Source organism: Mycobacterium sp. E3198, assembly GCF_001667015.1.
Taxonomy (GTDB): Bacteria; Actinomycetota; Actinomycetes; order Mycobacteriales; family Mycobacteriaceae; genus Mycobacterium.
Genome location: NZ_LZIS01000099.1, coordinates 52628 through 65591, shown reverse-complemented (window position 1 = coordinate 65591; position 12964 = coordinate 52628). Strand labels below are relative to the sequence as shown.

Sequence of the window (12964 nt, the reverse complement as noted above, 5' to 3'; positions counted from 1 at the left end):
CGGCACCTCACTGGGGGACAGGGTGGGACTGCCGATGCCCGGCGTGAGCCCGGCCGGGCTGGTCAGCGCCGGGTTGAGCCCGGCGGCCGGCGTCGTGGGCACCGCACCGGGCGTGGTGATGCCGGGTGTGGTGGGCGGCAAACCGGGGTTCGCCAGGGCGGGGCTGGTCAATCCCGGGCTGGTCAATCCCGGGCTGGTGAGACCGGGGCTGGTGAGACCGGGGCTGGTCAATGCCGGGCTGGTCAAGCCTGGGCTGGTGAGGCCTGGGCTGGTGAGGCCTGGGCTGGTGAGGCCCGAGGTGCCCAAGCCCGGACTGGCCAGACCCGGGGCGCCCGCCCCGGTACCGCTCAAGGCGGGCACCGGCGGCAGGTTGATCCCGAACTGCGACAGGCCCTGCGACAGCGCACCCATCAGCTCGCCCGGCAGGTCGGACATCACCGCGGCCTTCTTGAACTCGTGGTGCTCGGCCGGCTTGCTGTCGGCGGTCGATTCGTAGACAAGGAAGTATGCGCAAGGACTCGCCACTGCCACGGCGGCGACCGCGCTCATGGCTGTCGAAAGCTTGCGTCGGCGTCGGTTCGGCACGGAAGTCTCCTCAAATCTGGACAACTGTTTCCAACTGCGTTGTGTCGGCGTGCCCCGCCCGTCCTATCCGGCATGAAGCACACAGAATCGATGGTACGAGTGAGACTGCTGTGACTAGAGTGCCGATATTGAATCGTGAGGTAATTGCGACTCCGACTGTGACCGGGGTGGCGGGGCCCCAAAGTCGTTGTCATTCGGCTTAACCCGGACTCCCTGGCCTCGCCAAATGGGTTAGGCCCGCGCGGTCGGATACCCTAAGCAACCGATGACCGCTCGTTTCGATCTTTTTGTCGTCGGTTCCGGATTCTTCGGCCTGACCATCGCCGAGCGCGTGGCTTCCCAGCTCGGAAGGCGCGTGCTCGTGGTCGAACGGCGCCCACACATCGGGGGCAACGCGTACTCCGAGGCCGAGCCCCAGACCGGCATCGAGGTGCACAAGTACGGCGCGCACCTGTTCCACACCTCTAATAAGAGAGTCTGGGACTACGTCCGCCAGTTCACCGAGTTCACCGACTACCGCCACCGCGTGTTCGCGATGCACAACGGCCAGGCCTACCAGTTCCCGATGGGGCTGGGCCTGGTGTCCCAGTTCTTCGGCCGGTACTTCACCCCGGACGAAGCGCGGCAGCTCATCGCCGAGCAGGCCGCCGAGATCAACACCGCCGACGCGCAGAACCTGGAGGAGAAGGCGATCTCGCTGATCGGCCGGCCGCTCTACGAGGCGTTCGTCAAGGGCTACACCGCCAAGCAGTGGCAGACCGATCCCAAGGAACTGCCGGCCTCCAACATCACCCGGCTGCCGGTGCGCTACACGTTCGACAACCGATACTTCAGTGACACCTACGAGGGCCTGCCGGTCGACGGCTACACGGCCTGGCTGAAAAGGATGGCCGCCGACGACCGCATCGAGGTCAGGCTCGACACTGACTGGTTCGACGTGCGCGACCAACTGCGCGCCGAGAGCCCCGACGCCCCCGTCGTGTACACGGGCCCGCTGGACCGCTACTTCGACTACGCCGACGGCCGCCTCGGGTGGCGCACCCTGGACTTCGAGGTGGAAGTGCTGCCCATCGGCGATTTTCAGGGCACCCCGGTGATGAACTACAACGATCCCGAGGTGCCGTTCACCCGGATCCACGAGTTCCGGCACTTCCACACCGAGCGGGACTACCCGACCGACAAGACCGTGATCATGCGCGAGTACTCCCGGTTCGCCGAGGACGACGACGAGCCCTACTACCCGATCAACACCGAGGCCGACCGCGCCCTGGTGGCCGCGTACCGGGCCCGAGCCAAGTCCGAGACCGCGTCATCGAAGGTGCTGTTCGGCGGGCGGCTCGGCACCTACCAATATCTGGACATGCACATGGCGATCGCCAGCGCACTGAACATGTACGACAACGTCCTCGCGCCGCACCTGCGCGAGGGCAAGGACCTAGCGGAGGAAGGTGCGGGGGGATGACCGCTGTGAGCCTGCTTTCCCGAATCATTTTGCCGCGTCCGGGTGAACCGCTCGACGTCCGCAAGTTGTACCTCGAGGAGTCGACGACCAACGCGCGGCGCGCGCACGCGACCTCGCGGACCTCGCTGCAGATCGGCGCGGAGTCCGAGGTGTCGTTCGCCACCTACTTCAACGCGTTTCCCGCCAGCTACTGGCGCCGGTGGTCGATCTGCCAGTCGGTGGTGCTCCGCGTCGAGGTGACCGGGTCCGGCCGCGTCGACGTCTACCGGACCAAGGCCACCGGGGCCCGCATCTTCGTCGAGGGCCGCGAATTCGCCGGTGCCGACGACCAACCCGTCGTGGTCGAGATCGAGGTGGCGCTCAAGCCGTTCGAGGACGGCGGCTGGATCTGGTTCGACATCACCACCGACAGCAAGGTCACCCTCGTCGGCGGCGGCTGGTATGCGACCGAGACCGCCCCGGGCACGGCCAACATCGCCGTGGGGATCCCCACGTTCAACCGCCCCGCGGACTGTGTCAACGCGCTGAGCACGCTGACCGCAGATCCGTTGGTGGACCAGGTGATTGGGGCGGTCATCGTCCCCGACCAAGGCGTCCGCAAGGTGCGCGACCACCCCGACTTCCCCGCCGCGGCCGCCCGGCTGGGCAATCGGCTGTCCATCCACGACCAGCCCAACCTCGGCGGTTCCGGCGGCTACAGCCGCGTGATGTACGAGGCGCTGAAAAACACGGATTGCCAACAGATCCTGTTCATGGATGACGACATCCGCATCGAGCCGGACTCAATTCTGCGGGTGTTGGCGATGCACCGCTTCGCCAAGAGCCCGATGCTGGTGGGCGGTCAGATGCTCAACCTGCAGGAGCCGTCGCACCTGCACATCATGGGCGAGATCGTGGACCGGTCGAACTTCATGTGGACCTCCGCGCCGCACGCCGAGTACGACCACGACTTCGCCGAATATCCGTTGAGCGACAGCAACGATCGAAGCAAGTTGCTGCACCGCCGCATCGACGTCGACTACAACGGCTGGTGGACGTGCATGATCCCGCGGCAGGTCGCCGAGGAGCTCGGGCAGCCGCTGCCGCTGTTCATCAAATGGGACGACGCCGACTACGGGCTGCGGGCCGCCGAACGCGGATACCCGACCGTCACGCTGCCCGGCGCGGCGATCTGGCACATGGCCTGGAGCGACAAGGACGACGCCATCGACTGGCAGGCCTACTTCCATCTGCGCAACCGCCTGGTGGTCGCGGCGATGCACTGGGACGGCGACGTGACCGGGTTGGTCCGCAGTCACCTCAAGGCGACGCTGAAACACCTTGCCTGCCTTGAATACTCGACGGTCGCGATCCAGAACAAGGCGATCGACGACTTCCTGGCCGGTCCCGAGCACATCTTCTCCATCCTGGAGAGGGCGCTGCCGGAAGTGCACCGGCTGCGCAAGGAGTACCCGGACGCGGTCGTGCTGCCGGCGGCGAGCGAGCTGCCGGAGCCGATGCACCGAAGCAAGGCGATGAAGCCGCCGGTGAACCCGGTCTCCATTGGATACCGGTTGTCGCGCGGGATCTTTCACAACATGACCAAGGCCGACCCGGGGGCCCACCTACGCCCGGAGTACAACGTGCCCACGCAGGACGCGCGGTGGTTCCGGCTGTGCACCGTCGACGGCGTGACCGTGACGACCGCCGATGGTTGCGGCGTGGTCTACCGGCAGCGCGACCGCGGCAAGATGATCTCGCTGCTGCTCAAGTCGCTGCGGCGGCAGCGGCGGCTGCTGAGCCGGTTCGACGAGATGCGCCGGGTGTACCGGGAGGCGCTGCCCGTGCTGTCGAGCAAGCAGAAGTGGGAAGCGGCGTTGTTGCCGCCGCACAACGAGCCCAAACATGGCTGAAACGGCCGCTCCGCGCGGCGAAGTGGCCGCGCTGGTGGCCGTCCAGTCGGCACTGGCCGACCGTCCCGGCGTGCTGACCGTGGCGCGGGGGCTGTCGCATTTCGGGGAGCACAGCATCGGCTGGGTGGCCGTCGCGATGCTCGGCGCTGTGCTGATGCCCAGCCGTCGCCGCGATTGGCTGATGGTGGGGGCCGGCGCGTTCGCCGCGCACGCCGCCGCGGTGGTGGTCAAGCGGTTGGTGCGGCGCCAACGGCCGCATGATCCGGCCGTCGCGGTCAACGTCGGCACACCCAGCCGGCTGAGCTTCCCCTCCGCGCACGCCACCTCCACCACCGCCGCGGCCATCCTGATGGGCCGGGTCACCGGGCTGCCGCTACCGGCGGTGCTGGTACCGCCGATGGCGCTGTCGCGGATACTGCTGGGCGTGCACTATCCCAGCGACGTCGCGTTCGGCGTCGCCCTGGGTGCCGCCGTCGCGGGGATCGCGGGCCGAGCGCGAGAGGTGTGTGCCGAATGAGCGAAGACGTGGTGATCGGACCCCCGGGCAACCTGATCGTCGGGGTGGTCAAGGCGATCCGCCCGCGGCAATGGGTGAAGAACGTACTGGTCCTGGCCGCGCCGTTGAGCGCGGCGGGCCGCGGCCACCGCTACGACTACGGCCAGCTGGGCGTCCAGGTGGCGGTCGCGTTCGTCGTCTTCAGCCTGGCGGCCTCCGCGATATACCTGATCAACGACGTCCGCGACGTCGAGGCCGACCGCGAACACCCCACCAAACGGTTCCGCCCGATCGCCGCCGGCGTGGTGCCCGAGTGGCTTGCCTACGGGCTGGCCGTCGTGCTCGCCGTGGCGTCGGTGGGCGTGGCCTGGTGGCTGACGCCGAACCTGGCGGTGGTCATGCTGGTCTACATCGCCATGCAGCTGGCGTACTGCTTCGGGCTCAAGCACCAGGCGGTGATGGACATCTGCATCGTGTCGTCGGGGTTCTTGCTCCGCGCCATCGCCGGGGGAGCGGCCACCGATACCCGGCTGTCGCAATGGTTCTTGCTGATCATGGCGTTCGGGTCACTGTTCATGGCGGCCGGCAAGCGCTACGCGGAGCTGCAGCTGGCCGAGCGCACCGGCGCGGCGATCCGCAAGGCGCTGGAGAGCTACACGGGCACCTATCTGCGGTTCGTCTGGACGATGTCGGCCACCGCGGTGGTGATGTGCTACGGGCTGTGGGCGTTCGAGCGCGACCACGGCACGGCGGGCTGGTTCTCGGTGTCGATGGTCCCGTTCACGATCGCGATCCTGCGCTACGCGGTCGACGTCGACGGTGGGCTGGCCGGGGAGCCCGAGGACATTGCATTGCGTGACCGGGTGCTGCAGCTGTTGGCGCTGGCCTGGATCGCGACAGTTGGGGCCGCCGTTGCCTTCGGCTAGCTGGCCGGTGCTCAGGCGGGCCGGCCGGCCGCTGTTCCCCTACGTCACCATGGTGCGGGTCAGCCTGTGGATCAGCGTGGTGGTGGTTGCCGTCCTGTTCGCGTGGGGCGCCTGGCAGCGTCGCTGGATCGCCGACGACGGGCTCATCGTGCTGCGCACCGTGCGCAATTTGCTGGCCGGCAATGGTCCGGTCTTCAACGCCGGCGAGCGGGTCGAGGCGAACACCTCCACCGCATGGACGTACCTGATGTATCTGGGCAGCTGGGTCGGCGGCCCGGTGCGCATGGAGTACGTGGCGCTGGCCCTGGCCCTGACCCTGTCGGTGCTGGGCGTGGCCTTGTTGATGCTGGGCGCCGGCCGCTTGTACGCGCCCAGCCTGCGGGGCCGTAGGGCGATCATGCTGCCGGCCGGGGCCCTGGCCTATATCGCGCTGCCACCGGCGCGTGACTTTGCCACCTCCGGCCTGGAGAGCGGCTTGACGCTGGCCTACCTCGGGCTGCTGTGGTGGATGATGGTGTGCTGGGCGCAGCCGGTGCGGGCACGTCCGGCCGGCCCGGCGTTCCTCGGAGCGCTGGCCTTCGTCGCGGGGTTCAGCGTTCTCGTCCGGCCCGACCTGGCGTTGATGGGCGGGCTGGCGCTGATCATGATGCTCATCGCCGCGCGCAACTGGCGCCGCCGCGTGCTGGTCGTGGTGGCGGGCGGCTTGCTCCCCGTGGCCTACGAGATCTTCCGGATGGGCTACTACGGGCTGCTGGTCCCCGGGACGGCCCTGGCCAAGGACGCGGCCGGCGACAAGTGGTCGCAGGGGATGATCTATCTCTCGAACTTCAACGCGCCCTATGCGGTGTGGGTGCCGGTGGTGCTGCTGGTGGCGCTCGGCGCGCTGCTGGTGGTCGCCCGTCGCCGCCCGTCGTTCCTTCGCCCCGTGCTCGCGCCCGACTACGGCCGCGTGGCGCGGGCGGTTCAGAGCCCACCGGCGGTCGTCGCGTTCGTCGTCGTCAGCGGCCTGCTGCAGGGCATCTACTGGATCCGGCAGGGCGGCGATTTCATGCACGCGAGGGTATTGCTTGCGCCGCTCTTTTGTTTGCTGGCACCGGTGGCAGTCATTCCGGTGACGATCCCGGACGGCGCGGATTATTCGAGGGAGACGGGCAATTGGGTGGCCGGCGCCGCGGCCGCGCTGTGGCTCGGCATCGCCGGCTGGTCGTTGTGGGCAGCAAACTCCCCCGGGATGGGCGACGACGCCACCCACGTCACCTACTCGGGCATCGTCGACGAGCGGCGCTTCTACGCGCAGGCAACCGGGCACGCCCACCCGCTGACCGCCGCGGACTACCTGGACTACCCGCGGATGGCGGCCGTTCTGACGGCCCTCGACAACACCCCGGACGGGGCCTTGTTGCTGCCGTCCGGCAACTACATCCAGTGGGACCTGGTGCCGATGGCCCAGCCCGCGCCCGGGGACGCCAAGGCGCCGCAAAAGCCCCAGCACGCGGTGTTTTTCACCAACCTGGGCATGCTCGGCATGAACGTGGGGCTCGACGTCCGGGTGATCGACCAGATCGGTCTGGCAAACCCGCTCGCACAACACACCGAGCGGCTGAAGCACGGCCGGATCGGGCACGACAAGAACCTGTTCCCGGACTGGGTGATCGCCGACGGTCCGTGGGTGAAGTTACCTCCCGGAATCCCGGGCTATTTGGACCCCAACTGGGTCGCTCAGGCGGTGGCCGCCCTGAAATGTCCCGAGACCCAGGCGGTGCTCAGCTCGGTGCGCGCGCCAATGACCTTGCACCGCTTCGTGTCCAACGTCGTGCACTCCTTCGAGTTCACCACGTACCGGATCGATCGTGTTCCGCGCTACGAACTCGCGCGGTGTGGGCTGCCGGTGCCGGAGACAATCCCGCCGCCTCCGCGCGAGTAGAGGCGGCGGACCGAAATTTTTTTCTGCGGGTGTCGAATTCGGCTTCCCCGGCGGTCCCCTGGACATTGCCAGCAATCTCACATCTGCGCTCTCACCAGTGCGCACGCGGGGCTAGGCACATGCGGAAATGCGATTCTCCGAGTCGCTGTTTGGCCCCAAAATCGTTGGGTAGGAGCGCCAAATCGCGGTTTGCCCGAGCCGCTCGATGAGAGCGGATGCCCCCAGGTGTGGTTGACTACACGAGCACTGCTGCGCCCGACGCGTATGCAGTCGGACCCAACTCGGGGATGCGTCCAATCGGAGAAATGTGCCGAAAGGCCGAAAGAAGGATGAGGAAGCAAGGATGACGCTTGTCGACAGGTTTCGCGGCGCCGTGGCTCGCATGCCACGACGACTCGTGGTGGGGGCCGTTGGCGCGGCCCTGCTCTCGGGTCTGATTGGTGCCGTGGGGGGCTCGGCGACCGCCGGGGCGTTCTCGCGCCCGGGTCTGCCGGTGGAGTACCTGCAGGTTCCCTCGGCCGGTATGGGCCGCGACATCAAGGTTCAGTTCCAGGGCGGCGGCGCCAACGCGCCCGCGCTCTACCTGCTCGACGGGATGCGCGCGCAGGACGACTACAACGGCTGGGACATCAACACCCCGGCGTTCGAGTGGTACAACCAGTCGGGCATCGCCGTGGTCATGCCGGTCGGCGGCCAGTCGAGCTTCTACTCCGACTGGTACAAGCCGGCGTGCGGTAAGGCCGGGTGCACCACCTACAAGTGGGAGACCTTCCTGACCAGCGAGCTGCCGGCGTACCTGCAGGCCAACAAGCAGGTGAAGCCGACCGGCAGCGCCGCCGTCGGTCTGTCGATGGCCGGTTCGTCCGCGCTGATCCTGGCCGCCTACCACCCCAACCAGTTCATCTACGCCGGCTCGCTCTCGGCGCTGCTGGACCCGTCGCAGGGCATGGGGCCGTCGCTGATCGGCCTGGCCATGGGCGACGCCGGCGGTTACAAGAAGGACGACATGTGGGGGCCGTCGAGCGACCCGGCCTGGCAGCGCAACGACCCGTCGCTGCAGGTGGGCAAGCTCGTCGCCAACAACACCCGCATCTGGATCTACTGCGGTAACGGCAAGCCGTCCGACCTCGGTGGCGACAACCTGCCCGCCAAGTTCCTCGAGGGCTTCGTGCGAACCAGCAACCTGAAGTTCCAGGACGCCTACAACCAGGCCGGTGGCCACAACGCGGTGTTCAACTTCGACGCCAACGGCACGCACGACTGGCCGTACTGGGGCGCGCAGCTCAACGCGATGAAGGGTGACCTGCAGTCCACGTTGGGCGCCACGCCCGGCGCCGGCCCGGCTACCGCCGCGGCCGCGGGCAACCAGGGCACCGGCACCTAAATACACGGCAACACGACTAGCGGCGGGCACCTTTCGGGGTTCCCGCCGCTAGTTGTTCGCGGCCGGTGTGATCTGTTTCACTACCCCCGGGGCGGGGCGCTTGCGGCGCTGGCTAATCTGCACACAGCGACTAGACGATGGAGGGTGGACATGAGGGTCGTGCGGGGTCTGTCAGCGTTGCTGTTGGGCGTGGTCTTGGCGTTGGGGATGGCGGGTCCCATCGGGAAGGCCCGCGCCGCGGGCTACGAGACCCTGATGGTTCCGTCGGCGGCGATGGGCCGCGACATCCCGGTGGCCTTCCTGGCCGGCGGCCCGCACATGGTCGTGCTGCTGGACGCGTTCGACGCCGCGCCGGACGTCAGCAACTGGGTCACCGCCGGCAACGCGATGAACACGCTCGCCGGCAAGGGCATTTCGGTCGCGGCGCCCGCGGGCGGCGCCTACAGCATGTACACCAACTGGGAGAACGACGGCAGCAAGCAGTGGGACACCTTCCTGTCCAGCGAGCTGCCCAACTGGCTGGCCGCCAACAAGGGCCTGGCCCCCGGCGGCCACGCCGCCGTCGGCGCCTCCCAGGGCGGCTACGCCGCGATGGCGCTCGCATGCTTCCACCCCGACCGCTACGGCTTCGCCGGCTCGCTATCGGGGTTCCTGTACCCGTCCAACACCACCACGAACGGTTCGATCCTGGCCGGCCTGCAGCAGTTCGGCGGCGTCGACGGCAACGGCATGTGGGGCGCCCCGCAGCTGGGCCGGTGGAAGTGGCATGACCCCTGGGTGCACGCCGCGCTGCTGGCGCAGAACAACACCCGCGTGTGGGTGTGGAGCCCGACCACCGACGCGGCCAGCGATCCCGCCGCCATGATCGGCCAGGCCGCCGAGGCGATGGGCAACAGCCGGATGTTCTACCAGCAGTACCGCAGCAACGGCGGACACAACGGTCACTTCGACTTCCCCGGCGGCGGCGACAACGGCTGGGGCTCGTGGTCGGGGCAGCTGGGGGCCATGTCGGGCGACATCGTGGGCGCGATCCGCTAGTCCCAAACGCCGGTACCGTGTAGGGAGCGCAGCAGCGGGCGGGACGGCCGTTTGCCTGGTATCGAGCTGCGATCGACCGACTCTGCCGGCAGGAGAACATGACCCCGAGCGCGCGGCGCAAACGCCACCGGACCCTCGCCTGGATCGCCGCCCTTGCGGTGGCCGGCGTCGTGTTGCTGGTCATCGTGGCCGTGGTGATGCTGCTGCGGGGCCCCAAGTCGCCGCCCAGCGCGGTGCCGCCCGGCATCCTGCCGCCGACCTCCACGACGACGCACCCGCACAAGCCGCGGCCCGCTTCCCAGGACGCGTCGTGCCCCGACGTCCAGCTGATCAACGTCCCGGGCACGTGGGAGTCGGCCCCCCAGGACGATCCACTCAATCCGACGCAATTCCCGAATGCGTTGCTGCACAAGGTGACCGCGGACATCTCCCAGCAGTTCCCCTCCTCCCGGGTGCAGACGTACACCACCCCCTACACCGCGCAGTTCCGCAACCCGCTCAGCGGCGACACGCAGATGTCGTACAACGACAGCCGGGCCGAAGGCACCCGCGCGACGGTGCAGGCGATGACCGACATGAACAACAAGTGCCCGCTGACCAGCTACGTGCTGATGGGGTTCTCGCAGGGCGCGGTGATCATCGGCGACATCGCCAGCGACATCGGCAACGGCCGCGGGCCCGTCGACGACGACCTGGTGCTGGGTGTGACGTTGATCGCCGACGGTCGCCGCCAGGACGGGGTCGGCAACGACATCGGACCCAACCCGCCCGGCGAGGGCGCCGAGATCACCCTGCACGAGGTGCCGGTGCTGTCGGGCCTCGGCCTGACCATGACCGGTGCCCGGCCCGGCGGTTTCGGCGCGCTGAACGCCAAGACAAACGAGATCTGCGCGCCCGGCGACCTCATCTGCGCCGCGCCGAACGAGGCGTTCAGCGTGGCCAAGCTGCCGGAAACCCTGAACACCCTGGCCGGTGGCGCCGGCCAACCGGTCCACGCCCTGTACGCCACCACCGACTTTTGGAATCTGGACGGGGCGCCGGCGACCGACTGGACGCTCAATTGGGCCCGCGGGCTGATCGAAAACGCGCCGCACCCCAAACATGGGTGACACCCCCGCGACCTAGGCGAATCCGTGACGCGATCGGCGGTACCTTGTGATTTGGTCTGCCGCGAGGCGGCACCTAACATTAAGAGAAAATTAAGAGCAATTAGAGCTTCGTTGCGGCCGCAAGGCCCGGCGCTCCCGACCGCAGGCCGTTCAAAGCCGGCTCGTGTATAGAGGACCCGTCGGCGCAGCCGGCACCGAAGCGGTCGGCCACGCCGACCGACACAGGTTGTGACAGGAGAGGGCGGCATGGCGTACCACAACCCGTTCATCGTGAATGGAAAAATCAGGTTCCCGGACAACACGAACCTGGTTCGTCACGTTGAAAAATGGGCGAAGGTTCGCGGTGGCAAGCTGGCCTACCGATTCATCGACTTCTCCACCGAGCGCGACGGTGAATACCGCGACATTTCGTGGGCCGAGTTCAGCGCCCGCAACCGCGCCGTCGGCGCCCGCCTGCAACAGGTCACCCAACCCGGCGACCGCATCGCCATCCTGTGCCCGCAGAACCTCCACTACCTGATCGCGTTCTTCGGGGCGCTGTATGCCGGCAGGATCGCCGTGCCGCTGTTCGACCCGAGCGAGCCCGGTCACGTCGGCCGGCTGCACGCCGTGCTGGACGACTGCACGCCGTCGACGATCCTGACCACCACGGAGGCCGCCGAAGGCGTCCGCAAGTTCATCCGCGCCCGCGCGGCCAAGGAACGGCCCCGTGTCATCGCCGTCGACGCGGTGCCCGACGAGGTCGCCTCCACCTGGCAGGAGCCCGAGGCCGACGAGAACACCATCGCCTACCTGCAGTACACCTCGGGCTCCACCCGCACCCCCACCGGCGTGGAGATCACCCACCTGAACCTGCCCACCAATGTGTTGCAGGTGCTCAACGGGCTCGAAGGCAAGGAGGCGGACCGCGGGCTGTCCTGGCTGCCGTTCTTCCACGACATGGGCCTGATCACGGCGCTGCTGTCGCCGGTGATCGGCCACAACTTCACCTTCATGACCCCGGCCGCGTTCGTGCGCCGGCCCGGCCGCTGGATCCGCGAGATGGCACGCAAGCCCGACGACGACCCGGACTGCGAGGTCATCACCGTCGCGCCGAACTTCGCGTTCGAGCACGCCGCGCTGCGCGGCGTGCCCAAGGACGGGGAACCGCCGCTGGACCTGAGCAACGTGAAAGCGATCCTGAACGGCAGCGAGCCGGTGTCGCCGGCGTCGATGCGCAAGTTCTACGACGCGTTCGCGCCCTACGGCCTGCGCGAGACCGCCATCAAGCCGTCCTACGGCCTGGCCGAGGCCACGCTGTTCGTCTCCACCACCCCGATGGACGAGGCGCCCCGGGTCATCTACGTCGACCGTGGCGAGATGAACAACCAGCGCTTCGTGGAGGTCCCCGCCGACGCGCCGAACGCCGTCGCCCAGGTGTCCGCGGGCGTCATCGGCGTCGACGAGTGGGCGGTGATCGTCGACCCCGACACGGCCACCGAGCTGGCCGACGGGCAGGTCGGCGAGATCTGGCTGCACGGCAACAACCTGGGGATCGGCTACTGGGGCAAGGAGGCAGAGACCAACCAGACATTCCGCAACATCCTGAAGTCCCGGATCAGCGAGTCACACGCCGAGGGCGCCCCCGACGACGGGTTGTGGGTACGCACCGGCGACTACGGCACCTACCACGACGGCCACCTCTATATCGTCGGCCGCATCAAGGACCTGGTCATCATTGATGGCCGCAACCACTACCCGCAGGACCTCGAGTACTCCGCGCAGGAAGCCAGCCGGGCGCTGCGGACCGGCTACGTGGCCGCCTTCTCCGTCCCGGCAAACCAGCTGCCCCAGGAGGTGTTCGACAACCCGCACGCCGGCCTCAAGTACGACGCCGAGGACGGCTCGGAGCAGCTGGTGATCGTGGCCGAACGCGCCGCCGGCACGCACAAGCTCGACTACCAGCCCATCGCCGACGACATCCGGGCTGCCATCGCCGTGCGGCACGGGGTCACGGTGCGCGACCTGCTGCTGGTGCAGGCCGGCACCATCCCGCGTACCTCCAGCGGCAAGATCGGGCGCCGCGCCTGCCGCGCCGCCTACCTCGACGGAAGCCTGCGCAGCGGCATCGGTTCCCCGACCGCCTTCGCCGGCGCTAACGACTGAACC

At 68.2% G+C, this 12964-nt stretch carries 9 protein-coding genes and 1 pseudogene; 9 read left to right on the top strand and 1 reads right to left on the bottom strand.

Annotated elements, in window-relative coordinates:
- Window positions 1-585 (bottom strand): annotated as a pseudogene (locus A5673_RS11700) (PirG); the annotation flags it as partial.
- Between the two features lie 265 nt (window positions 586-850).
- On the opposite strand from A5673_RS11700, the gene glf reads away from it, so the two are divergent.
- The 9 genes from glf (at window position 851) to fadD32 (ending at window position 12961) form a co-directional block, all read left to right on the top strand.
- Window positions 851-2047: a UDP-galactopyranose mutase gene (gene glf / locus A5673_RS11695; RefSeq protein ID WP_068231670.1), complete on the top strand. Its 1197-nt coding sequence runs from the start codon at window positions 851-853 to the stop codon at window positions 2045-2047.
- On the top strand, window positions 2044-3939 hold the full coding sequence (locus A5673_RS11690) for a glycosyltransferase (protein WP_068231667.1): 1896 nt from the start codon (window positions 2044-2046) through the stop codon (window positions 3937-3939). The genes glf and A5673_RS11690 overlap by 4 nt, the downstream gene beginning before the upstream one ends.
- The gene (locus tag A5673_RS11685) at window positions 3932-4456 is read left to right on the top strand and encodes a phosphatase PAP2 family protein (RefSeq protein WP_068231662.1); all 525 of its coding nucleotides are present in this window, start codon (window positions 3932-3934) and stop codon (window positions 4454-4456) included. The genes A5673_RS11690 and A5673_RS11685 overlap by 8 nt, the downstream gene beginning before the upstream one ends.
- Window positions 4453-5361: a decaprenyl-phosphate phosphoribosyltransferase gene (locus A5673_RS11680; RefSeq protein ID WP_068231659.1), complete on the top strand. Its 909-nt coding sequence runs from the start codon at window positions 4453-4455 to the stop codon at window positions 5359-5361. Before A5673_RS11685 ends, A5673_RS11680 begins: the two co-directional genes overlap by 4 nt.
- A gap of 49 nt (window positions 5362-5410) precedes the next feature.
- Window positions 5411-7285, top strand: coding sequence for a terminal beta-(1->2)-arabinofuranosyltransferase (gene aftB, locus A5673_RS11675; protein ID WP_197518354.1), 1875 nt, complete (start codon window positions 5411-5413; stop codon window positions 7283-7285).
- 343 nt (window positions 7286-7628) lie between these two features.
- On the top strand, window positions 7629-8669 hold the full coding sequence (gene ag85A, locus A5673_RS11670; RefSeq protein WP_068231652.1) for a diacylglycerol acyltransferase/mycolyltransferase Ag85A: 1041 nt from the start codon (window positions 7629-7631) through the stop codon (window positions 8667-8669).
- Between the two features lie 159 nt (window positions 8670-8828).
- Entirely contained in the window at window positions 8829-9707 is an 879-nt protein-coding gene (locus tag A5673_RS11665; protein WP_369806478.1) for an alpha/beta hydrolase-fold protein, read from the top strand.
- A 98-nt stretch (window positions 9708-9805) separates the two neighbouring features.
- Entirely contained in the window at window positions 9806-10816 is a 1011-nt protein-coding gene (locus tag A5673_RS11660) for a cutinase family protein (protein WP_068231649.1), read from the top strand.
- A gap of 246 nt (window positions 10817-11062) precedes the next feature.
- Complete coding sequence (fadD32, locus tag A5673_RS11655; RefSeq protein ID WP_068231646.1) at window positions 11063-12961, top strand: long-chain-fatty-acid--AMP ligase FadD32; 1899 nt, start codon at window positions 11063-11065, stop codon at window positions 12959-12961.
- Window positions 12962-12964: the final 3 nt, after the last annotated feature.

Bases quoted from the DNA above. Each gene is read 5' to 3' on its own strand.
- glf (WP_068231670.1), top strand. From the start codon at position 851: ATGACCGCTCGTTTCGATCTTTTTGTCGTCGGTTCCGGATTCTTCGGC.
- A5673_RS11690 (WP_068231667.1), top strand. From the start codon at position 2,044: ATGACCGCTGTGAGCCTGCTTTCCCGAATCATTTTGCCGCGTCCGGGT.
- A5673_RS11685 (WP_068231662.1), top strand. From the start codon at position 3,932: ATGGCTGAAACGGCCGCTCCGCGCGGCGAAGTGGCCGCGCTGGTGGCC.
- A5673_RS11680 (WP_068231659.1), top strand. From the start codon at position 4,453: ATGAGCGAAGACGTGGTGATCGGACCCCCGGGCAACCTGATCGTCGGG.
- aftB (WP_197518354.1), top strand. From the start codon at position 5,411: ATGGTGCGGGTCAGCCTGTGGATCAGCGTGGTGGTGGTTGCCGTCCTG.
- ag85A (WP_068231652.1), top strand. From the start codon at position 7,629: ATGACGCTTGTCGACAGGTTTCGCGGCGCCGTGGCTCGCATGCCACGA.
- A5673_RS11660 (WP_068231649.1), top strand. From the start codon at position 9,806: ATGACCCCGAGCGCGCGGCGCAAACGCCACCGGACCCTCGCCTGGATC.
- fadD32 (WP_068231646.1), top strand. From the start codon at position 11,063: ATGGCGTACCACAACCCGTTCATCGTGAATGGAAAAATCAGGTTCCCG.